This is a genomic window from Flavobacterium aestivum, assembly GCF_026870175.2.
GTDB lineage: Bacteria > Bacteroidota > Bacteroidia > Flavobacteriales > Flavobacteriaceae > Flavobacterium > Flavobacterium aestivum.
This window is the reverse complement of record NZ_CP113977.2, coordinates 1082268-1104944: the sequence shown is the minus strand read 5'-3', so window position 1 is coordinate 1104944 and position 22677 is coordinate 1082268. Positions and strand designations below refer to the sequence as shown.

General features: G+C 34.2%; 28 protein-coding genes and 1 pseudogene. 24 read left to right on the top strand and 5 right to left on the bottom strand.

Annotated features, from left to right (window positions below; genetic code table 11):
* Positions 1 to 59: 59 nt before the first annotated feature.
* The 18 genes from OZP08_RS04825 (at position 60) to OZP08_RS04740 (ending at position 11302) form a co-directional block, all read left to right on the top strand.
* Positions 60 to 383 (top strand): hypothetical protein, encoded by a 324-nt coding sequence (locus tag OZP08_RS04825; protein WP_268848144.1) that lies wholly within the window; start codon positions 60 to 62, stop codon positions 381 to 383.
* 59 nt (positions 384 to 442) lie between these two features.
* The gene (locus tag OZP08_RS04820) at positions 443 to 568 is read left to right on the top strand and encodes a hypothetical protein (protein ID WP_268848145.1); all 126 of its coding nucleotides are present in this window, start codon (positions 443 to 445) and stop codon (positions 566 to 568) included.
* Entirely contained in the window at positions 568 to 1218 is a 651-nt protein-coding gene (locus OZP08_RS04815) for a DUF6046 domain-containing protein (protein ID WP_268848146.1), read from the top strand. The genes OZP08_RS04820 and OZP08_RS04815 overlap by 1 nt, the downstream gene beginning before the upstream one ends.
* Positions 1218 to 2225, top strand: a complete 1008-nt coding sequence (locus OZP08_RS04810; RefSeq protein ID WP_268848147.1) for a hypothetical protein — start codon at positions 1218 to 1220, stop codon at positions 2223 to 2225. The genes OZP08_RS04815 and OZP08_RS04810 overlap by 1 nt, the downstream gene beginning before the upstream one ends.
* Complete coding sequence (locus OZP08_RS04805) at positions 2222 to 2704, top strand: hypothetical protein (protein ID WP_268848148.1); 483 nt, start codon at positions 2222 to 2224, stop codon at positions 2702 to 2704. Before OZP08_RS04810 ends, OZP08_RS04805 begins: the two co-directional genes overlap by 4 nt.
* Positions 2704 to 2919, top strand: coding sequence for a hypothetical protein (locus OZP08_RS04800; protein WP_268848149.1), 216 nt, complete (start codon positions 2704 to 2706; stop codon positions 2917 to 2919). Before OZP08_RS04805 ends, OZP08_RS04800 begins: the two co-directional genes overlap by 1 nt.
* A 2-nt stretch (positions 2920 to 2921) precedes the next feature.
* Positions 2922 to 3209: an oxidase gene (locus OZP08_RS04795; RefSeq protein WP_268848150.1), complete on the top strand. Its 288-nt coding sequence runs from the start codon at positions 2922 to 2924 to the stop codon at positions 3207 to 3209.
* Positions 3210 to 3214: 5 nt separating this feature from the next.
* Positions 3215 to 3754 carry a phage holin family protein gene (locus OZP08_RS04790; protein ID WP_268848151.1) on the top strand — a complete coding sequence of 180 codons (540 nt, stop codon included), beginning with the start codon at positions 3215 to 3217 and terminating at the stop codon, positions 3752 to 3754.
* On the top strand, positions 3732 to 4031 hold the full coding sequence (locus OZP08_RS04785) for a LysM peptidoglycan-binding domain-containing protein (protein WP_268848152.1): 300 nt from the start codon (positions 3732 to 3734) through the stop codon (positions 4029 to 4031). The genes OZP08_RS04790 and OZP08_RS04785 overlap by 23 nt, the downstream gene beginning before the upstream one ends.
* Positions 4031 to 4873 carry a nucleotidyltransferase gene (locus OZP08_RS04780; protein WP_281322891.1) on the top strand — a complete coding sequence of 281 codons (843 nt, stop codon included), beginning with the start codon at positions 4031 to 4033 and terminating at the stop codon, positions 4871 to 4873. Before OZP08_RS04785 ends, OZP08_RS04780 begins: the two co-directional genes overlap by 1 nt.
* Positions 4863 to 5348, top strand: a complete 486-nt coding sequence (locus OZP08_RS04775) for a hypothetical protein (protein ID WP_268848154.1) — start codon at positions 4863 to 4865, stop codon at positions 5346 to 5348. The genes OZP08_RS04780 and OZP08_RS04775 overlap by 11 nt, the downstream gene beginning before the upstream one ends.
* Positions 5341 to 6153 carry a hypothetical protein gene (locus OZP08_RS04770; RefSeq protein WP_268848155.1) on the top strand — a complete coding sequence of 271 codons (813 nt, stop codon included), beginning with the start codon at positions 5341 to 5343 and terminating at the stop codon, positions 6151 to 6153. Before OZP08_RS04775 ends, OZP08_RS04770 begins: the two co-directional genes overlap by 8 nt.
* 23 nt (positions 6154 to 6176) lie before the next feature.
* Entirely contained in the window at positions 6177 to 7955 is a 1779-nt protein-coding gene (locus OZP08_RS04765) for a hypothetical protein (RefSeq protein WP_281322892.1), read from the top strand.
* 12 nt (positions 7956 to 7967) lie between these two features.
* Positions 7968 to 8609, top strand: a complete 642-nt coding sequence (locus OZP08_RS04760) for a hypothetical protein (RefSeq protein WP_268848157.1) — start codon at positions 7968 to 7970, stop codon at positions 8607 to 8609.
* On the top strand, positions 8609 to 9007 hold the full coding sequence (locus OZP08_RS04755) for an ATP synthase subunit B family protein (protein WP_268848158.1): 399 nt from the start codon (positions 8609 to 8611) through the stop codon (positions 9005 to 9007). Before OZP08_RS04760 ends, OZP08_RS04755 begins: the two co-directional genes overlap by 1 nt.
* Positions 9008 to 9023: 16 nt before the next feature.
* Positions 9024 to 9530 (top strand): glycoside hydrolase family 73 protein, encoded by a 507-nt coding sequence (locus tag OZP08_RS04750; RefSeq protein WP_268848159.1) that lies wholly within the window; start codon positions 9024 to 9026, stop codon positions 9528 to 9530.
* 4 nt (positions 9531 to 9534) lie between these two features.
* Positions 9535 to 10113, top strand: a complete 579-nt coding sequence (locus tag OZP08_RS04745) for a hypothetical protein (RefSeq protein WP_268848160.1) — start codon at positions 9535 to 9537, stop codon at positions 10111 to 10113.
* Positions 10114 to 10453: 340 nt separating this feature from the next.
* Positions 10454 to 11302: a DNA adenine methylase gene (locus OZP08_RS04740; RefSeq protein WP_281322893.1), complete on the top strand. Its 849-nt coding sequence runs from the start codon at positions 10454 to 10456 to the stop codon at positions 11300 to 11302.
* Between the two features lie 81 nt (positions 11303 to 11383).
* On the opposite strand, the gene OZP08_RS04735 is transcribed toward OZP08_RS04740, so the two are convergent.
* Entirely contained in the window at positions 11384 to 11788 is a 405-nt protein-coding gene (locus tag OZP08_RS04735) for a hypothetical protein (RefSeq protein WP_268848163.1), read from the bottom strand.
* A complete protein-coding gene (locus OZP08_RS04730) occupies positions 11779 to 13020 on the bottom strand; it encodes a hypothetical protein (protein ID WP_281322894.1) in 1242 nt (413 codons plus the stop codon). The genes OZP08_RS04735 and OZP08_RS04730 overlap by 10 nt, the downstream gene beginning before the upstream one ends.
* Positions 13021 to 13673: 653 nt before the next feature.
* Between OZP08_RS04730 and OZP08_RS19695 the strand changes: the two are divergent.
* From OZP08_RS19695 to OZP08_RS04720, 3 genes and pseudogenes are all read left to right on the top strand, one after another.
* Positions 13674 to 14030: pseudogene (locus OZP08_RS19695) on the top strand (tetratricopeptide repeat protein); the annotation flags it as partial.
* 78 nt (positions 14031 to 14108) lie between these two features.
* Positions 14109 to 15326 (top strand): sensor histidine kinase, encoded by a 1218-nt coding sequence (locus OZP08_RS04725; RefSeq protein WP_281323132.1) that lies wholly within the window; start codon positions 14109 to 14111, stop codon positions 15324 to 15326.
* Positions 15323 to 16018 carry a response regulator gene (locus tag OZP08_RS04720; protein ID WP_268848563.1) on the top strand — a complete coding sequence of 232 codons (696 nt, stop codon included), beginning with the start codon at positions 15323 to 15325 and terminating at the stop codon, positions 16016 to 16018. Before OZP08_RS04725 ends, OZP08_RS04720 begins: the two co-directional genes overlap by 4 nt.
* Before the next feature lie 89 nt (positions 16019 to 16107).
* On the opposite strand, the gene thiL is transcribed toward OZP08_RS04720, so the two are convergent.
* On the bottom strand, positions 16108 to 17154 hold the full coding sequence (thiL, locus tag OZP08_RS04715) for a thiamine-phosphate kinase (RefSeq protein WP_268848562.1): 1047 nt from the start codon (positions 17152 to 17154) through the stop codon (positions 16108 to 16110).
* A 189-nt stretch (positions 17155 to 17343) separates the two neighbouring features.
* On the opposite strand from thiL, the gene OZP08_RS04710 reads away from it, so the two are divergent.
* The gene (locus OZP08_RS04710; protein WP_268848561.1) at positions 17344 to 17829 is read left to right on the top strand and encodes a DinB family protein; all 486 of its coding nucleotides are present in this window, start codon (positions 17344 to 17346) and stop codon (positions 17827 to 17829) included.
* Positions 17830 to 17897: 68 nt separating this feature from the next.
* Positions 17898 to 18398: a DinB family protein gene (locus OZP08_RS04705; RefSeq protein ID WP_281323131.1), complete on the top strand. Its 501-nt coding sequence runs from the start codon at positions 17898 to 17900 to the stop codon at positions 18396 to 18398.
* A 79-nt stretch (positions 18399 to 18477) separates the two neighbouring features.
* On the opposite strand, the gene OZP08_RS04700 is transcribed toward OZP08_RS04705, so the two are convergent.
* Both OZP08_RS04700 and lepA read right to left on the bottom strand, forming a co-directional pair.
* Complete coding sequence (locus OZP08_RS04700; RefSeq protein WP_268849440.1) at positions 18478 to 19437, bottom strand: helix-turn-helix transcriptional regulator; 960 nt, start codon at positions 19435 to 19437, stop codon at positions 18478 to 18480.
* A 117-nt stretch (positions 19438 to 19554) separates the two neighbouring features.
* Positions 19555 to 21351, bottom strand: coding sequence for a translation elongation factor 4 (gene lepA, locus OZP08_RS04695; RefSeq protein WP_281323130.1), 1797 nt, complete (start codon positions 21349 to 21351; stop codon positions 19555 to 19557).
* A gap of 321 nt (positions 21352 to 21672) precedes the next feature.
* Between lepA and dusB the strand changes: the two genes are divergently transcribed.
* The gene (gene dusB, locus OZP08_RS04690) at positions 21673 to 22665 is read left to right on the top strand and encodes a tRNA dihydrouridine synthase DusB (protein WP_268848560.1); all 993 of its coding nucleotides are present in this window, start codon (positions 21673 to 21675) and stop codon (positions 22663 to 22665) included.
* The last annotated feature ends 12 nt before the right edge of the window (positions 22666 to 22677 follow it).

Sequence of the window (22677 nt, the reverse complement as noted above, 5' to 3'; positions counted from 1 at the left end):
TTTAACAAGCCCTCTGATAGGGAGGGCTTTTTTTAAATCAAATTTAAACACAAAATATAATGGCAAAAGTCAAAAAAGAAGTAAGTCAAGAAATAATTGAAAAAGTCGGCGGTGTCGACAAATTAAGACGAGTTGAATTACCGCTGGATGATGACGGTAACGAGGTATTGGACGTGATCGTTTGCATTCCCGATCGTAGAACTATGGGGCAATACTTGAAGTATCAAAGCGTAAATCCCGCAAAGGCACAAGAGATTTTGGTTAAAAACTGTTTGCTGACAGATAAAGACCAGGTACTTGCAGATGATGCATTGTTTTTAACCTGTGTAAGCGAATTAGCCCAGCTGATTCCAATTAGAGAAGGCAAGATAAAAAAGTATTAGACGATTGCCCGGGACTGATAAATGATGCTGATAAAGACATGATTTTTAAAATTGATGCAATGATTAGCCACGTCTTGCATTTGCCTTTCCCGGAACAATTGGATGATGATGTTTGGGCTCAAAAATGGGCACAAGTGCAGTGGCTGATTGAAAAAGGTATAGTAGCTCCAATAAATCCAACATAATGCCAATAACAGATGCTTACAAACACGTCTTTAATGACGTTGTTGCTTTCCCGTCAAACATAACGATCGATTTGGTAGCACGCTATGCGGCCGCTTTTGGAATGATGGCAGCGGGAGCGGCTATTGAAAAAGTATTTGTTGAAAAAACTAAAAACAAAGATTACAATTTTCAATATTTCCCTATTCAAGATGGGAGTGTGGACTATGTAAAAATGGTTGTTCCTGGGCAAGAAGCTTTAGAATTTTCGACCGTATTACATGGCGACAGAGGCAATGTTTTTGCGCCTCCTTTATTGATCGGTTTTTCTCAAGAAAAGTCTCTGATTGAAACCGAAGTCAATGACGATGATCCGATCGTAATTGAAAGATGGGGAACAAAGCCGTGGGATATCACTATTAATGGCATTTTGATTGATTTAGACAACAGAATTTATCCAACAGATGAGATACGTCGTTTAAATCGAAATTGGAAATATAATGGCGTGGTTAAGGTTATAGGGAAGCAATTTGAAGAAAAAGACATCGATAGTTTGTATTTCCGATCAATCAATTTTACGGCTGTTGAAGGTTACCAGGACACTATACAATTTACCATCAATGCAAGTTCAATAAAGGCAGTCAATTTCACACTTTTGAAACCAAATAGTTAATGAATTATTTGTATCACAATATCAGTATAAGAATAACCATTGCTGATAATTTAGAGTTTACGGTTTGCCAATCGATTCACATAGAATCAAGTGTACAAGTTCTTGCAAATAATGCCAAAATCGAATTACCTAGGGAGTTTCGTAATGCCGTTGATGAAGTGGGTAAAGCCATCAATATTGCGGGTAAATCTATTTTGGATTTTATGAAACGTGGGAATGCTATAAAAATTGAGTTTGGGTACGATGGTGACCTGCAAAATGAATTCGAAGGATACATCACTAAAATAGGCGCTGAAATGCCTTTGCTTTTAGAATGTGAAGACGAAATGTTTCAACTCAAGAAAGCTCCTAGAATAACCAAATTTATAAAGTCGGGAAAGTTAATTGATATTTTGAAAGCCGTATTACCCGCCAAATATAAGATTGAATGTAATGGTGATTACTCAATCGGAAAGTGGCTAATAGAAGATGCAACTCCTTACAATGTTCTTGAAGAGCTTCGAGACAAAGCAGGAATCAGAGCTTACTTTAAAAACCCAACGACACTATGTGTTGGAATGATCGTGGATTTTAAAGCTGAAACAGTTCATAAATTCAATTTTAGTGAGAATGTACGACGTGGTAGTAATTTGAAATTTGAACAAAAGGAAAGTAAACCAATATTTCTAACTGTCGAAAGTAAACAAGCAGACGGCAAAATACTTTCAATATCTGTAGGTGAAAAAGGAGGTGATGAAAAGAAAATGAAGCTTTGGCCAAATATGACTAAATCAGAACTTCAATTATGGGCCAATAAACAACAAACAAGTGTTTCCTATGATGGCTTTGAGGGAACTTTAGACGGATGGTGTTACCCTAGAACTAAGCCAGGAGATTCAGCACAATTGTATAGGCCATATTACAAAGACAGGCATCAAGATGGAAGGTATTTTATAGAAAGCGTAACCATCGATGTTAACGGTTCTGAAGGTATTAAGAGAGCCAATAATTTAAGTTATAAACTATGAGTGAATTTGAGGAAATGTTTAAACAAGCTATCCATAGCTCACGTAAAAATAAAGGCAAATTTACCTTAACTGTTGGAACGGTAAAAGCTGTTGAAAATGATACTTGCACTGTAGATTATTATGAAGATGTTCGGCTTAACGCTATAATTGAAGATTCAAAAAGCCAGTTTACAGTGTATCCTAAAGTAGGCTCAAAAGTAGTTATTGGCCGCCTAGAGAATGAAGATAATGCTTTTGTAGTTGGTGTTTCTGAAATTGAAAAAGTAACTGTTAAAATAGGCGATTTGATATTTGAAATAAACAATGGCAAGTTTAAGATTAAAAGCGGAAGTGTGAGTCTTAAATCGATTTTAAACGATGCTTTTGACCAAATGAATAAAGCAATAATAACGACACCATCGGGACCAGGACAATTTTCCGCTGCAGATAAATTGGTATTTAAAGATTTAAAACAAAAAACGAATCAATTACTAGGATAATGGCATTAAATGATATTGTATTTATTGACGAAATAGTAAATCTGCAGGATGAAATGAGTCGGGCAATAGATTATGAAACGGCTAAAGTAGAATATGCACAAAAACTGCTACTAGCAATTAAAAATTACATAAAGTCTGGAACGGTTACTGTAAACGTGATTACCACTGGAAGTGCTGCTAATCATACTGGAACTGGAACGGGTACAATAAGTTAAAGATGAGACAGGATATATTGAGAGACGAAAGCGGTGATTTATTATTTGCCAATGGTGATTTTGCCACAGGACAAAGTGATCAGCAACACGTTGAGGATATTTTTGACTTGCAACCAGGAGAATTAAAAGAGTTCCCTTTAGCAGGTTTTGGTGCTATCAATTATATCAAAAAAACAATTACTGCAGATGAGTTTAAACGTGATTTAAAGATTCAGTTAAACTATGATGGTTACACCAACGCAACGATTGACACCAGTAAAGGAATTGAGAATTTAAACATTGAAATATGATAAGAATGATAAATTATTTTTTAAAAGGATTCGGTTTTGTCTCCTTAGGTGATTTTACAAAGAGTGCTTTCGGATTCATTTATACATCAACTTCAATTATTAAAATCGATTTAATCTTGGCTTTTATATTCTCAATTGTTAGTTTTTTGTTTGGGTTCAATCACCTTTTTTTAATTGCTTACGTTGTCCTTTTGGTTTCAGAATGGTACACAGGAGTACAAGCTTCGCTCAAAAGAGGCGAACGACACGAAAGTCGAAAGTTTGGTAGAATGATTTTAAAAATAGCTACTTATTTAGTGCCTATTTACATCTTAAACACTTTTGCCAAAAATGCTGATTTTATCAAAATAATGGATATGGAATTAGATCCTTTTGCATGGTTGTATTGGGCGGTTTTACTGGGTATTATTTGGCAATTATTAGTTAGTCTTTTGGAAAATTTAGACAGTTTAGGTGTCCGTTATGCGAAGACATTAATCCGAATTATCAATAAAAAGTTTTACAAACAATTTGAATTAGACGATGGAGATAATAGCCTTACATAATCAAACTTTAGCAGATATCGCTGTTAGGCATTGTGGAACTATTGGAGCTCTGGTCGAAATAGCCATTCTAAATAATATCAGTATTACCACGGATTTATATGCTGGACAAATTATTCAGATTCCATCAAAAGATTATGGTAATCAAGAAGTGGTTAATTATTTCGCAACAAACAAGGTTGAACCAGCAACGGCTTTAACCAAAGAACACATAGCCTTAATAGAAGGGAATTCGGGTATTGGATATTGGATAATTGAAAACAATTTTATAGTACAATAATGGCTAGAACTGTAGCACAAATACAAAATTTAATGTTAGCGGATATTGCTTCAGATGATACGTTGACAACGGCGTTAACATCGTCAAGTAAGTACGCTATTTTTAGGCTATTCACATTTATAGTGGCAACAGCTATATGGATTCACGAAACTTTTTTCGACCAACATACTGTAGAAATTGATACAAAAATATACAATCAAAAATCAGGCAGACCATCATGGTATAGAGAAATGGCTTTGAAGTTTCAATACGGTTTTGACCTTGTTGCTGATAAAGATTATTTTGATAATGGCACAGCATCACAAGAACAAATTGAAGATTCTAAAATTATCAAATACGCTGCTGTAAATGAATCAGATGACGAAAGCAGGCTAATTATAAAAATAGCTGGAGAGGTTGATGGTGTTTTAACTGACTTTACTGACCCTTCTCAAGTTATAGCGATAAAAGCATATTTCAAAGAAATAAAATACCCGGGCAAAATAACAATCATTAATTATAAGGCTGATCAGCTTTATTTAAATATTCAAATTAAACGAGATGCTTTAGTTTTAAATGAAAGCGGAATGAGCATTTTAAACGCTAATTATCCTGTTCGAGAGGCTATTCAGGAATTTATGAAAGAACTTCCTTTTGATGGTGATTTGAAGCGTTCGGCTCTAGTGGATAAAATGCAAAAAGTACCAGGTGTTTTGGATGCTACAATATTAAGCGCTGAAAGTTCATGGATAGACCCTGAACTGAATGGTTACGCAACTCCACAGCCTATATTCATTTCGAAAGTAGCTGTAAGTGGTTATTTCGAAATAGTAACATTTGACAATATTAATTATGTGGTTTGATATTAATTGGAATGTCTATGGGGTTCAAAATTTACCCAACAAATGGCGTGATGTAATTTCTATTCAGTTTATAAAAGTGCTACTACGACCGATAAATGATATTTATTACAAATGGTACAACTGGCGAATAGAGAACATTTATAAGCTAGAACATACAGGGCAAATATGTTATTCGAGAGGTTCTTTGAATGACAAATTTGACCCAATTGAAAGGCGTATTTATATCACTGACGGGTTAGAGCATGATACTTTTTACATCTATACAGAGGCGGAAGACAGAACGATCTGGTTATATACTGAAGCTGAGAATAAAACAATTTATTTAAGAACGGAAGCCGAAACGGCTGACACAGGTTTGGACTTTATAGTCTATGTGCCTTTAGAAATTTATAATACACAAAAAGACTCTTTGATAGCTCACATTGAGTTTTATAGGGTAGCGGGTAAAAGATATAAAATTATTACAAATGAATAAAACGAATTTTGTACAAACGGGCGGATTTCCTTTAAACGCTGAGCGGTTAGAAGAACTAGAAACGGCTTATTCAATTTTTAACGCTTATGGAGCTTTGGCGGGTAACTTCACCATTATATCGGGATGCGTTACATCGGGTTCTAATGTTAGCGACGGTTATGTGTATGTAAATGGAGAATTATTGGCTTTTAAAGCTGGAGCGGTTACACCAACATCAAGTGTAATTATTATTGAACAAAAGGTAAATCGACCTTTTGAAAATTCAGAGATTAAGACGGTTCACACAATTCGTTATGCCACATTTGGGACTGCTGAAACCTCATGGCTTTGGAGTGACTTTAAACGACCAATGGAGACTAAGGAACTAATAGCTGCTTTATTTTTAAAAGCCGATAAAACGACTACTGATAATATTTTAACTCGTTTGACGACTGCAGAAGCAAAATTAGCGACTATAGCAGCAGGCGCAGAAGTGAATGTAGCAAGTAACTGGAATGTAACTGATCCGTTATCTGATGCATATATTCATAATAAACCAACCATTACTAATCCATTCTTGTATAAGGGGTCGGTAACAATTGGAGACCCGGATGGTAAAATAACTAGGAATGTTAGCTTTCCAGATGTGGGTACATCAAACTATATGGTATTGGGATGTCTTCATGGAAGAAATGGAAATAGAAGTATAGACATAGGTGAAACCTGGACTATTTTCACCAGAACAGAAACTAGTTTTGTTTTAGGTGTCAACGATGTTGGAGGGGTACAAGCATTAGACTTCTATTTTGCAATAGTGGCTCTATAAATTAATTAATTGTTAAAAATAATATGGCAACACTAGCACAAATATACGACTGGTTTATGACTAGTAAGAAACCTACGCAAGCGCAATTTTGGGCGACTTGGAGTAGCTTTTATAATAAAAACGAACCAATACCGCAAAGCTCGATCTCAGGGCTTACAGAGGTTTTGAATGCAAAGACTGAAAACGATCAGTTTAACGCACACAAAACGGATACAAGCGCTCATGCCGATTTGTTTAACGCCAAAGAAGACAAATCTCAAAAAGGCGTAGCTGGTGGTTATGCTCCACTGAACGATTACATCAAATTAGCAAGCCAATATCTCGACATTGTTGATGATTTGACCACGGGAGGTTCCAGTTCCTTAGCGAGTGCCGAAACGGTGAAAACATTAAAAACGCAAATCACTGCTATCAATACGTTGCTAACTTCAAATGACATTAATCTTGACACAGTTCAGGAACTTGTTGACGCTATCAAAACGGTGCAAACTTCAATCAGTACAATATTAGTTAATGATTTGACTACGGGCGGAACCACAAAGGCTTTGACGGCTGAAATGGGGAAAAGTTTAAAAGCTTTGTATGATAGCCTTTCAACTAACAAAGTTGATAAAGCAGCGGGTGAGCGACTTATTAATGCGGCTGAAATTACTAAACTTTCAAGTTTGACGAATATTATAACAACAGTTAAATCTATTCTATCGACTGCTTTGTCTAGTCAAGATGTGGCAGGATTTGTAACGTACTTAAATGCCTTAACTCCTGTACTTGTCGTTGGAGCTAATGAAATTGTAGAATACAAAACAACCGATACAGGGCGGGTATTTAAACTTCTTTTGCGAGGGCGAAGCTTTGGAGTTGGTCAAGCTGCAATTGTTGCAGCGGATGTTATTGAAAGTACGGAGTTCTTGAGCAAAGATATAAAGTTGAGTAATTACCCATCTACTCGAAATGATGGACAAATACTGACGAATAAAGTTCTTGGTACTGATGTGAATGGGAATTTGAAAATGTACACAATTGCTACTGCTCCAGCTCCATATTTGAATGAACTGATACCTGATAGCTACTTGCCTAGTACTACAGGAAATTTTATACTTAAAGGCGCATTTTTTACGCCTGCTATGACCGTGGTTATTAATGGACAAACTGTTAATTACACCACTTTTATAAATGACAATGAAGTCCATGCAAATGTGACAACAGGTGCTGCTGAAGGTCGTTTTAATGTTACATTAAATAATGGTCTCTCAGCTACTTTTAACAATGCATTGTTAATCGTATTGGGCACGGTTTACAAACCGATACTTACTGATTGGACAAATTTAACAGGCTCTTTAAATGTAGACACGATAGGCGAGGCTCATTTAAAAGTAGCCAATAACTTAAGCACTGGTAAGTGGCAAAAATTGATACCTGCTGCACAAAATTTTAAAATGCTTTTTTATATTGATAAATCACCTTTAATTGCCTCATCTCCAGTAGGCTCTTTTGATAATAGATTATGTTTGATAAAAGTCAGTGACTCAAGTATTGTTTATGGTGCGGGTGTTTATGGTAGCAACTATGGTAATCCTAATTTCCTGACATACCTGAACAATGCGTATGTTGATTTTACTAATTATACATCAGGAATTTATCCAATACAATGTGAAATAAGAAGAGTTTCTGGAGAAGTGTTTGTGTATTTAAATGGTGTGTTACAACGGCAGTTTGTAACTCAAGCACAAGTTGATATGTACATTCAAGTCAGAATAACAAGTTTTGACATCACCAATATTAAGTATGTAGAAACGACTTAAAAAACAATAATTATGAGCGCAAAAATAGTATTAGATTATTACTTGGACCAATATCAAACATTAGGTAATACCCTATCAGACATCTCGTTTGATAATCTTTCCTTTTTGCAAGAAAGGGAACCCGTTTATAACATGAAAGGGCAAAAAGTATCTAAATCATATTATGATAAAAAAGGGAAAGAAGTAGTTAGAATTACTTATGGCCGTGTTTTTGGCAACTATGAGCACAACGGAAAAGCTTATTCTAATGTGTTTTTAGGACTTCAAAAAACGGTGCATTATATGGATTGGGCGGGTGAAATAGCCTACTCCAAGAAAAAACAGCTTTATGCATTCGATTTGCAACCTGTTTTCTTGGGTGATGGTAACGAAACAGTTGTTGGTTTTTCATCCCAAAAACAAAGACAGATTTTGAAATCGGAACGTTTTAGTGCGGATGATTATTTACAGGCTATGAATCCCCAATTGTATGCAATTTTATATGCTCACTACACCAATCAATACAATGCTTATTTGCGTACTGGCATCAAGACTGAATTTGTAAGCGCTTTGAATGCAGAAGCAAGTATCGATATATTGGCACTTCTAGATAAAGAAGTATACGGCTGTGAACCAATGACAGTGAAAGAATTAATAATTATGAATTTACAATAATGAAAAAAATATTTATAGAAATCGGTCTGTTTATCGTAGCTATACTGGTTTTTCCTTTGCTGTTTACATTAGGTCTGATTTACACATCAGCAAAACACATTTGGAAATTCGATTACTCATTTTCTAAACAATTCACACCAATACTTAGAAGTGTAAATTTAATATTGGACGGGTTAGCAAATGCAGGTGCGGGTGAAATGTTAAACGATGTGTACAAGGTATCAGGACTTATTAAATATGGTAAGTGGTATCAAACAATATCAGCAGTTACTGGATTGCTCTTTATGTATGATAAAGACACTAAGCTGCGTATTTTTCTAGATAAGATTCTAGGCGAAAAACACTGCGAAACAGCCATCTCAAAAGAAGATCTATTTTATTACGAAAGCGTAAAGTAAAAATCAATCAAAATATATGAAACCAGAACTATTTGTAAATAATTACCTGCCACATGCAAAGAAAGTGGAGGCTAAAACAGGAATTTCAGCTGTAGCAACATTAACACAGGCGGCACTTGAATCGGCTTGGGGTGATGTTGCACCAGGAAACATGTTTTTTGGGGTTAAAGATACCGATGGTATTAACGGTAATGAGCAGTTAATAACTACTACTGAGTACAGTTCTAGAGCTGATTTGAAGTTCCCGGTAATTATATCGATTACTCCAGTAATGCGAAAGGGACGCAAAATGTTTAAGTATGTAGTAAAGGATTACTTTAGAAAGTATCCAACGCCTGAAGAATGCTTTAATGATCATGCGCAATTCTTTTTGAAAAACAGTAGATATGCAAAGGCTCTAACCGTAAAGCATGACTACAATAGCTTCTTTGAAGAAATTGCAAAAGCGGGTTATGCCACTGATCCAAATTATTCCGACACGCTTAAAGCGGTGTCTAAATCGATTGTAAAATTTATTAAATAGAAATATGAAATTATCAATACTCATACCTTTATCACTATTGGTTTTAGGTTGTAAAACCAAAACGGTTACAGTCGAAGCCTCGAGACAAAAGGAAATCGAAGAAATGCAAAGGCATTTCGATTCTATCTTTCAGCAGTCGGTAAAGCATCAATTAGATTGGCAAAAAAATCAGTTGGCCATCAATAGTAATTTGGTTTTAACTAGTGTTTCGGAGCTGGATAGTTCCGGGAATAGAATACCATTTCATTACAAACATTTTGTTGATGGTAATTTGAAAGAAGAAATCTATTTAGAAGGAGGCGAAATCAACACCCAAACTGAAACCAAAGAGGCTAAAGCCATCGAAAAAAAGGAAGAATCTAAAGTCGAAAAAGGTAGAATTGAGGTTGATGTTGGACAGAAAAAAGCGATCGAAAAAAGCAAGGCAAAGAAAGCGAAAGTAGCTAAAGTAAAAGGCTTTCAATTTGGCTTTTATGTTTGGTTATTCCTGCTGATTGTAGTAATTATTATACTCAATTGGGTAGCCAAAAAGTTTAAACTTCCAGATAGGTTTAAATCATTATTCAATACAAAAGGAGGGTAAAAAATAGTCCTCCGACATTTAAAAACTTTCTCAGGGTATTTTAAACTTGACGCACTAAAGGTCGTCGGAGGACATAGGTCTTCTGACTCTTTAGTGCGTTTTGTTTTTTTAACCCTGAGAGATGCAAATATACAATCAATAATCATCAATCAAAAAGCGAACATGAATAAATGTCGCTAATTATTAAATTAAATTTTAGGTAGAGGAAAGGAACAAACCTTAATAGGTTATTAAGAGAAGAAACAGCAACTTTTAACCTAAAAAGAGGTAATTAATCACTTCCTAATATACTATGAAGATAGTGTAAAACAATCAATTACGCAAATATTCAATTAAAAAAATGACACAAAAAAGTAAAAAATTCACACAAGCGCCACTACCATTTATGGGGCAAAAGAGACGGTTTTTAAATCAAGTTAAGAAAGTATTAAGCGGTTGTCCAAATGATGCAACATACGTCGATTTATTCGGCGGTTCGGGCTTATTATCACACACTGTTAAGCAACATTATCCATCAGCAAAAGTGGTGTATAATGATTATGATAATTATAGGTTGCGTCTTGACAATGTCAGCCATACCAATAGGTTGATAAGTGATATAAGGACTATCGTATCCAACTGTCCAAAAGATAAACGTATCGTGGAACCTGAACGGGATTTGGTTATCAAAAGAGTACTGCAGGAAGAACAAACAACGGGCTATGTTGACTATATTACTTTGTCGAGTAATGTTCTATTTAGTATGAAGTATGTGCAATCATACGCAGAACTGGAAAAGGAAACGCTATATAATTGCGTTAGAATGAGTGATTATAATACTGAAAACTATTTAGAAGGTGTTGTCATTGAATCCCTTGATTACAAAGAATTGTTCACGAAGTACCAAGACTATACTAATGTGGTGTTTTTAGTTGACCCACCATACTTAAGTACAGAGGTTGGAACGTATAAGAATTATTGGAAATTAAAGGACTATCTTGATGTTCTTGATGTGTTAAACGGTACGAATTATATATACTTTACATCTAATAAATCGCATATAATTGAGCTGTGTGAATGGATGGTAAACAAGCCAGCATTATATAATCCTTTTGCTGGTTCAACCACAAGCACAGTAAACAATCAGGTTAATTTTAGTGCCAGTTATACCGATATAATGTTGCATAAGATAAACTATAAATTTAAATAGGTTTTAAACCCTGTTTAAACTAATGAAAAAAGCTCTCAAATTGAGAGCTTCGGTTTTTTTTGTGTTTTCTCTTAACTAATCTTATTGGACGATTTTTTCACTATTATCCTTTTTTTGAGCTAATAGTATCACTGCTATTGATGTTATTATAAAAGTTCCATATGTAAATACAAACCAAAAATCAATTCTGGCATAGTTCTTTATTAGCCCAGTTGCATACGTTAATGGTAATAATAAAATTAAAAAACAAATAAACAAGATTTTATAGTTTTTACTTTTATAGAAAATAACTAAAGCTGTAAGTATTGGTATAAGAATAAGACCTTCCCAAAATATATGTATAGAATTATTAAATATATCATGAAAAGATTGAAACAAACAGAGTGCTATAAAGGCAAAATTTGGAACTGTATTTTCGTCCAATCCAGGTATCAATAAAAAAGTGACTATTGATACAATTTTTAAAATATTGATAACTAAGGACATGTTCTTTGTGTTTTTGGTGCGTAAGTTGAGTTTGATGTGTGATTCGGTAATGTTGCTAAAATATCTGCAACAGTGTTTGGAGTATCAATCCAGCCTGATGACGAAACTCCTGCAATATTCAGTACTTGAGTTGCAAAATCCGAACAATTATTAAAACCTAAATCGTAAAAGCTATTCTGATATTTTTCTGATAAAGTAATAATTTGTTGCAACTTTTGTGGCGAAATTTGCCCCATGTTGGCTGATACATCATAACGATGTCCTCCATTTTCTCCCATTATACCTGGCCCCGTCATTGCTTGACCTCCACCATTTTTTGGATAATACCCAAAAACCATAGTATTATTGCCTTGTGAGATAGAAATAAATGCATGTCCCACATTTTTGTTTGATAAATTCATATTTTCTGCATAAACAGTTAGATTTACATTTGCAGATTTATTAAAGCAACTTAAGAATTTTATAATATCAGAAATTGGTATTTCTGGTGGAGGAGGCATTATTAATGTTACACCGCCGCCACCGACACCGCCACCGCTAGGTGAAGTAAAACCACCTGTATTTGTTCCGCCCGTCACAGGATTACGCGGCATATATACTACCGGAGTTCCAGTACTGGGACCCGTTATAATAACTGGTCTTAGTGGAATTGGATTTCCGCCGCCGACGCCAGTATTGCAATCCCCATCTTGACAGGGAAGGACAGGCGGTGCTTTACCAGTAACTTTGTCTATCGAAAGTGGTTTTGCAATTCCATTTTCTACAACCTGATTATCCACAAATTTAGCAGCTCTTACAAACCCCGTTTTTATGTCCCAAGTAGTTATATAGCCATTAAAATCTCCTCCATCAATCGTTTGACTGCTTATTTCAGCATTCTTGTCAGGATATATTTCAAACAAGAGTGCTTTGTAATTACCAGTATCTAATTTATAAAGATACAATTTCTGTTCCCATATTTCTTTTTTATCTTGTTTTAATTCAATAATAGGCACAATAATAGTTTCCGTTCCATCTTGAGACTTCGTAATTTTTGCTTGATTCCAGTCGTATTGTGTTTTCTGAAATAATTCATAATTAATTCCATTAGATTCATAATGATTAAACCAATTTTTTGCTTCAATCATTTTGGCATCTTCCGCAGTCAATGGGTTGTCATTTTCGCAACCCAATGTAATAAGAAGAAAGCAGCACAATGCCACTTTTGCAATTCTTTGTAATTTGTTTTTCATTTTTTTTGTTAAGTTATTTAAAAGTTTGATATGAGAAATTATTGAAATTCAAAGCATTATGTACTAATAAGATTCAGACAGATTTTAGGAAATTACATAAAAAAAATCAAGCTACTATCCAGAAGTAACAAGCGAAATGATTTACGCAATAATCATCAATAAATCGACTAGAATTAGGAAAATTTATTGCCTATGGAAAAGTAAATTCTTTTAAATGCTACTAGAAAAATCAACTATTATTTTATCACGATGATTTTGCTTTTGTAATACGAGTGGTATTTATTACAGTTTTTTCCTAAGAAAACGTGAATGTAGATAATTTTATTATAGGAAACAATTTTCAAAATGATTTTTTGACTTTGATGAAGAATATTAATCATTGATATTACCTTGTTAAGGATAAAATTAAAAATCTGGACTTTTTTCCAAAATCTGTTTACGATAAACTTCTTTTACTACTTTGGCATAACGCATAGTCATCATTTTTGAGGTATGTCCATAAAGTTCGCGTAATGTATCAAGGTCAATACCAGCCAATATTTTTTTACTAATTTTTTCCAGAGTTTAGAAGCGCAATCACGGTTTAATCTTCGTGGTCCGGGTCTAAAATCTTCTTGTACTTTTAATCCTCGATTTGAGAGCTTTCTTTTTGTATTTTTGAGGTCAAACCTGTTTGCAATTTTTGCATTTTTGGTTTTGCCGATTATAATCTTGCCAAAACACTATTAAGCAAAGCTAATTTACAATACAATGAAAGTGATTTTTTCAATAGCGAAATAACTATTTTCAAAGTTTTACGAGCTCTAAAAAGAGAAAAATCTAACGAGTTACTTTACGAGGCCTACAATCTGTTAGGTATTTTATACAACGAACAAGAAGAATATACTAAGGCATTAGAATATCATAACAAAGCTTTAAAGAGCCTAGACGATAAATCAATTCCTTTAGATTTCCAGTCCAAAGCCACCTCCTTAAACAATATAGGATATGTATATCTGAACCTGAAAAATTATAATCAAGCCAAGGTCTATTTTCAAAAAGGATTACAAGAAAAAAATTTATTTTTAGACAAACCCAAATTATATGCCATGTTATTGGATAATTTGGCTTATTCTAAATTTAAACTCCAAGAATCTAATGAAGTTCTGAAACAATTTAACAGAGCTCTTAAAATCAGGGATAGTCTACATCTCACTTCAGGAGTTATCATCAATAAAACCCATTTGTCTGAATACTTTGCTGCTAAAAAAGACACTCTTAAAGCAATTCAATATGCTAAGCAAGCACTTGCTTTGTCTCGGAATTCTAACCGTTTAAGAAGTACTCTGGAATCCCTCAATCAAATGAGTATTGTAGATCCAAAAAATGCTTCTGCTTATTCTAAAGAGTACATCGATATTAATGATCGTTTACAAAAAGCAGAACGAAAAATAGGAGAAAAGTTCTCTAGAATAGAGTATGAAACTGATGAGATCATAGACAAAAACAATAGTCTCGAAGATCAGAACAAAAAATTATTATTTATTTTTGCTGGGTTAGCAATTTTTGCCGCATTACTATATACCATTAAAGCACAAAAAGTTAAACAACGAGAGTTATTATTTATGCAACAGCAACAACAAGCCAATACTGACATATACAACTTAATGATTTCTCAACAAAATACTATAGAAATAAATAGTATAAAAGAGAAAAAAAGAGTTGCGCAAGAACTACATGACGGTGTTTTGGGTAGGATGTTTGGTGTTCGAATTAATCTCGACAGTTTAAACAAAATTAAGGATGACTCTGGGATTGAAAAAAGGTTAAATTACTTAACCGAACTCAAGAATATAGAACAAGATATACGTGAGATTTCACATAATCTAAATAGAGAGAAGTCAGAGTTGATTAATAACTTCGTAGCAATAGTCACTAATTTATTTGAAGAGCAAAAGAAAACATATCAATCTGAATTTACTTTTCAAATTGACACAACGATAAAATGGGATTTGATTGATAATGCCGTTAAAATTAATTTATACCGAATACTTCAGGAATCTTTACAAAATTGCAACAAATATGCAAATGCAACAGCTATAAACGTTGATATCATTGAAGAGAATAACGATTTGATTGTAAAAATTATTGATGATGGAATCGGTTTTAATGTAACCAAAGCCAAAAAAGGTATTGGATTACAAAATATAAAATCACGCACGAAAGAATGTAATGGAACACTGGAGCTAAAATCAAAAAAAGGGGAAGGTACCTCTATAACAGTAATTGTGCCGATAGAAGAAATACAAAAAACTATAACAAAATGATAGTTGATTCAAACATAGAGCCATTAATTAAGAAAAATATCTTAATAGTAGATGATCATCCCTTTATCATCGATGGTTATAAAAACGCAATTACAAGATACAATCCTAACCTTTATGAATATTCTTTTTCTCAAGGTAAAGATTGCGAATCAGGATATGAGATTATAACAGATCCGGAAGTACTTCCTTTTGATGTCGCTTTTTTAGACATTAGCATGCCTGCTTTTCCAGAAAAAGGGATCCAATCCGGTGAAGATTTAGCAAAGCTAATCATGGAAATAATGCCCAATTGCAAAATTATTTTGCTCACCATGTATACTGAATTGCTTAAAATAAAAAACATAATAGACACTATTAACCCTACTGGTCTAGTCATAAAAAATGATTTGACATTTGACGAATTGATTTTTGGTTTTGACAAAGTATTAAAAGGTGAAATCTATTACAGTCATTCAATAATCAAAATGTCAAGCCATATTGAAAATGACATCGATGGAATTGATCAGTTTGACAAACTAATTTTATTTCACATCTCTAAGGGAACCAAAACTAGAGAGATAACCCAATACATACCAATCTCTCTAAGCGCCATAGAACGAAGAAAAATTCAATTAAAAGAGTTATTTAAAATTGATGGCGGAAGTGATATAGAATTAGTAAGAGAAGCCAAAAGCAAAGGCATTATTTTCTAAATCAATTAAAAAACAAAAAAAGACACTTAAATAAGTGTCTTTTCTATTTTTAATACTCTCTGTCTAAGAAAAGATCTCTTTCAAAGTATCTATTCACGTATAGCATCCCAACCTCTCGCTTTTAAAGCAATTTTGGTATTGGCTCGAGTAATTAAATGTACTCCTTCACTTTCTTGAGTCATGTGACCAATAATACTGAAATTTGGATTCCCTTTTATCTTATCAAAATCCTCTATCGCAATGGTAAAAAGCAATTCATAATCCTCACCTCCATTGATGGCTACTGTTGTACTATCAATATTAAATTCTTCGCAAACATTTATAAATTGAGGGTCTATTGGTAATTTATCTTCATATAAATTACAACCTACCCCAGATTGTTTACATAAATGCATAATCTCAGAAGACAATCCATCTGAAATATCAATCATAGATGTAGGTTTTATTTCTAAAGCATGCAACAAGGTACGTACATCTTTACGCGCTTCTGGCTTTAGTTGTCGCTCAATCAAATATGTATAAGCATCTAAATCAGGTTGTGAATTAGGATTCACTTGAAAAACCTGTTTTTCTCTTTCTAATACTTGCAATCCCATATATGCAGCTCCGATATCACCAGTAACTACCAATAAATCGGTTTGTTTTGCGCCATTTCTATAGACAATTTCATTTTCATCAGCTTCCCCAATAGCTGTGATACTAATGATCAATCCTTTTTGAGAAGAAGTTGTATCACCACCTATTAGATCTACTTTATACTCTTGGGCTGCGTGGGCAATCCCTTCATACAGCTCTTCTAATGCTTCTAATGGAAAACGATTGGATACCGCTATAGAAACTGTAATTTGAGTTGCTTTAGCATTCATGGCGCAAATATCAGATACATTCACCACAACAGCTTTATATCCCAAATGTTTCAAGGGCACATAAGCCAAATCAAAATGCACACCTTCAATCAACAAATCTGTAGAAACAACAACTTTCTTTTCCTTGAAATCTAATATGGCTGCATCATCCCCAATTCCTTTTAGCGTAGAAAGCTGATTGATTTTGAAGTTCTTTGTTAAATGGTCTATTAAACCAAATTCACCTAGTTGCGCTATACTGGTTCGTTGCGGATTTTTATCTTCGATCATTTTTTTCTTTGTTTTGAGATTGCAAATATACAAAGAAATATCCGCCTTGAATCACGGGGACTTTTACTGATTTCACCCCTAAATAGATTAAAAACTTCAAAAAAATTATAAAATAAAATTACTACTGACAAACTGTTGTCACCAGCCCTATTTAATTTTGGAGAAGTAAAAAAACAAAACTTTAAAATTATGAAAACATTAGCTGCTCAAGTTATTACTCCAGAAGATCTATTAAAACATTGGCAAGGACATCGTGCATTAACACGTCGTGTCATTGAAGCTTTTCCAGAAAAAGATTTTTTTGAATTTTCAATCGCTGGATTGCGTCCTTTTTCGAAACTGACAAATGAACTTTTATCAATTGCTTCACCAGCCTTGAAAGGAATTGTTAATCGAGACAGTCAACCTTTTAGCGAAAAAGATACAGAAGAATTAACTACCAAATCCCAATATCTTGAAAGATGGGATAAAGCCACAGAAGAAATCAATGAAAACTGGCAAAAACTAGCTATCGAAGATTTTGGTGAGACCTTTAACCTTTTTGGGCAATATGAATTTCCAATCATTCACAATATTTTATACTTTATTGATAATGAAGTACATCATAGAGGACAAGGTTACGTATATTTGCGAGCATTAGGTATTGAACCTCCTTTTTTCTGGGAAAGAGAGTAAGTAGTACTCTAAAAAAACAAAAACGTTAAAACAATCAATTTTCAATTATCAATCAAATAAAAAAAATCATGAGCCTAAAAAAATTAATGACTAATTATGCTGACTACAATCTATGGGCCAATCAACAATTTGCCAACTGGCTTTCTACAAAATCTGATGAATTGCTTCATAAAGAACTTCCTTCAAGTTATTCTAGCATTATTAAAACACTTAATCACATTTGGGCTACCGAAGAATATTGGTTTTCTATAATAGCCGAAACCTCAGAATTTGACAAAAGAGATAACGTCGAATTAGTAACGGAGGAAATACTGAAGGGATTATTAAACAGATCAACTCATTTGGCGACACTTATTAAATCATTATCTGAAGAAGAATTGGCAAAAAAAATTAAAATTGATAACCCTTGGTTTCAATGTGAATTGCCAAAATACGATTACCTATTACAAGTCATAAACCACGGAACCTATCATAGAGGACAAATAGTTACTATTGGGCGAAACTTTGGTATTACTGATGCAACAAATACTGACTACAATTTTTATAACGTAGTGAATGCACCTAAATAGGCAAATTTATTAATTCTACTATTTTCAAAAAATTAAACAATCCTGAGAATGACTAAAATCATTTTTAGGATTGTTTTTTTTAAAGAACTCTGCTTTTGTTTATTTCCAACAATTCTAGAATTCTTTCTTTTAATCTTTCTGGTTCCTGTATTGTGGCATAATCTCCAAACGTCAAATACCAACGCGAAAAACCTTCTTTAATATCTTGTGACATAAAAGTCATTTCGATTTTATCTTCTATTTCTTTTTCAGAAACAAAACCATGATATTTTCTCTCGTGCTTTAGATATTGTGCTATTTTTTTATCTACGAGAATACGGACTTTGGTAGTTGAAACATTTTTATTTTTATCCAAAAAAGTTTCTAATGAGTTATGTTCTAATGAAAAAGGAATTTCTGTTTTTTTGATTCCGTGAACACGATCTGCACGGAATTGTCTATAATCTTTACGCAAATGACAATAACCCAACATATACCAATTGTTATGATCGTGAAAAACACCAACAGGCTCTATATGCCGCACAGTAATTCCATTTGAATCAAAAGCCTCATACGAAAGAATGACTTGTGCTTTTTCGGCAATGCTTTCAAAAAGAGTGGCTAAAGTATTTGGGGATTTCTCATTAAAAAGCTTCTCCGATGATTGCATTACAACACTAGACTCAATATTTGAAACCCAGTCTTTATCATCGCTTCTAAGCACGGCTTTTAATTTGTACATAGCCGAGGCATAATAATTCCCAAGAGTTGTATCGGTAAATTTCTGCATTAATTTTTCTGCAGCAATAAAACTACTGGCTTCTTCTCGAGTAAACATTACAGGCGGCAATCTGTAGCCATCCATTAAGGCATAACCAACTCCTGCTTCACTATAAATTGGCACTCCAGAAGCTTCTAACGTTCTAATATCTCTATAGATTGTTCTTAAACTGACTTCAAAACGATCTGCCAATTCTTGAGCTTTTACTATTTTTTTGGATTGCAATTGGATGAGAATTGCTACGATTCGGTCAAACCGCTTTGGGGCTTCATCAAGCATAATAGTAACCTTTTCTGTCAAAGATACTGTTTTAGAAAAGTATTTAGATTACAATTCAAACAAAAAAACCTGACAACTTTCGTCATCAGGTTTTGAATTATTTAATCTTAAAATCTTTTAATCGTTCAATTTAAGAACCGCCATAAACGCTTCTTGTGGGATTTCTACGTTTCCTACTTGACGCATACGTTTTTTACCTTTTTTCTGTTTTTCCAATAATTTACGTTTACGGGAAATATCTCCTCCATAACATTTGGCAGTAACGTCTTTACGTAAGGCTTTTATCGTTTCACGGGCAATAATTTTAGCACCAATCGCCGCCTGAATCGGAATGTCAAATTGCTGTCTCGGAATCAACTCACGTAATTTCTCGCACATTTTCTTTCCGATGTTATACGCATTATCCTCATGAATCAAAGCTGAAAGTGCATCAACAGATTGCGCATTCAATAACACATCCAGTTTTACTAATTTTGAGGTACGCATTCCAATCGGAGAATAATCAAAGGAAGCATATCCTTTAGAAACCGTTTTCAATCTATCATAAAAATCGAATACAATTTCAGCTAATGGCATATCAAAATTCAATTCTACACGCTCAGTTGTCAAATATGTTTGGTTGGTAATCAATCCGCGTTTTTCAATACACAAACTCATAACGTTCCCAACAAAGTCAGCTTTCGTGATTATTGTTGCTTTAATGAAAGGCTCTTCAACTCTATCTAATTTTGATGGTTCCGGTAAATCAGATGGATTGTTAACCACTATAGCTGTTTCCGGTTCTTTTTTGGTGTAAGCCAAATACGAAACGTTAGGAACCGTCGTGATTACTGTCATGTCAAACTCACGCTCCAATCGCTCCTGGATAATCTCCATGTGCAACATTCCCAAGAATCCACAACGGAAACCAAACCCTAAAGCAGCTGAACTCTCAGCAGCAAATACCAAAGAAGCATCATTCAATTGCAGTTTTTCCATAGAAGAACGCAAATCCTCATAATCCTCTGTATCTACAGGATAAATCCCTGCAAATACCATTGGTTTTACATCTTCAAAACCAGTAATCATATTAGTTGTAGGCGTTTTGGCATCGGTAATCGTATCCCCTACTTTTACTTCTTTGGCTTCTTTAATTCCAGAAATCAAATACCCAACATCTCCTGTCGAAATTACATTTTTAGGAACTTGATTCAATTTCAATGTTCCCACTTCATCGGCAAAATATTCATTGCCAGTAGCCATGAATTTTATTTTTTGCCCTTTCTTTATCTCCCCATTCATAACTCTAAAAATAACTTCGATTCCACGAAACGGGTTATAATGAGAGTCAAAAATCAAAGCTTGTAAAGGTTCTTCTTTGTTCCCTTTTGGAGCTGGAATTTTTTCGATAATCGCAGCCAATATATTTTCTACACCAAAACCAGTTTTACCTGAAGCATGTATAATATCTTCTAATTTACATCCCAGTAAATCAATAATATCATCACTTACTTCTTCTGGATTAGCACTTGGTAGATCTACTTTGTTCAAAACAGGAATAATTTCCAAATCATTCTCCAAAGCCAAATACAAGTTAGAAATTGTTTGCGCCTGAATACTCTGTGCAGCATCAACAATCAATAACGCTCCTTCGCAAGCGGCAATAGAACGAGAAACCTCATAGGAGAAATCCACGTGACCCGGAGTATCGATTAGGTTTAAGATGTATTCTTCTCCCTTATACTTATATTCCATTTGTATGGCGTGACTCTTGATCGTGATACCACGTTCACGCTCCAAGTCCATATTGTCAAGCAATTGCGCTTTTTCTTCACGAGCTGTTACGGTTTGAGTTGCACCCAATAATCGGTCAGCCAATGTACTTTTCCCGTGGTCAATATGTGCAATAATGCAAAAATTTCTAATATGTTTCATGTGTAATGATATCTATGTTATTCCGAACAGTCACTGGCTGTTCTCCTCTTAATCTCACCCTATCGATAGCGAATTGGCGAAGCAAATCTCACGCAAACGCCTTAAAGTGACAATTAATCTGCAAATATAATCTAAATTCAGCAGTTTCAAAGTTTCAAAATAGGAAACTCAAGCATTTGACTAAAGTCTTTCCAAATTGTAATACATATTCCCTCCATTTGACTCAAATAGTATTCAAAATCACCCTCTTACCTATCTATTATCATTAAGTCTTTTATCCTTTCATTGAAAAAATGTAATTTTGCAAAAAATTTAAGGACGATGATTAAGATTGGCAACATTATATTACCCGAATTCCCCCTACTGTTAGCACCTATGGAAGATGTGAGCGACCCTCCGTTTCGCCGTTTGTGTAAAGCACATGGTGCCGACTTAATGTACTCTGAATTTATTTCCTCAGAAGGGTTGATTCGTGACGCCATCAAAAGTCGAATGAAATTAGACATCTTCGATTACGAAAGACCTGTAGGAATCCAAATTTTTGGAGGAGACGAAGAAGCAATGGCTTTATCATCTAAAATAGTGTCTACTGTAAATCCTGATTTAATAGACATCAATTTTGGTTGCCCAGTTAAAAAAGTCGTTTGCAAAGGTGCTGGTGCCGGAGTTCTTAAAGATGTAGATTTAATGGTTCGTTTAACCAAAGCCGTTATTGATAGTACACACTTACCAGTTACTGTAAAAACACGTTTGGGTTGGGACGACAACTCCATAAATATAGACGAAGTAGCCGAGCGTTTACAAGATATTGGTGTTGCTGCTTTGAGTATTCACGCTAGAACCCGCGCCCAAATGTACAAAGGCCATTCTGACTGGTCTCATATTGCCCGTGTCAAAAACAACCCTAGAATCACAATGCCTATTTTTGGAAATGGAGATATTGATTCTCCTGAAAAAGCATTGCATTATAAAAATGAATATGGTATCAACGGAATTATGATAGGTCGCGCTGCCATTGGTTACCCATGGATTTTTAACGAAATTAAACATTACTTTAAGACAGGGGAACATTTAGCAAAACCAACCGTTGCAGATAGAGTCGAAGCAGTGAGAAATCACCTCACTTGGGCTATGGAATGGAAAGGAGAAAGACTCGGAATTGTAGAAACGAGACCTCACTATACCAATTATTTCAAAGGAATTCATTCTTTTAAAACATTCAGACAAAAATTAGTTACCCTAGACCGTCCGGAAGAATTATTTGCTCATTTAGATGAGATAAAAGAAGCCTATGCAGATTATGAGGTTGTATAAAGACGCACAGTA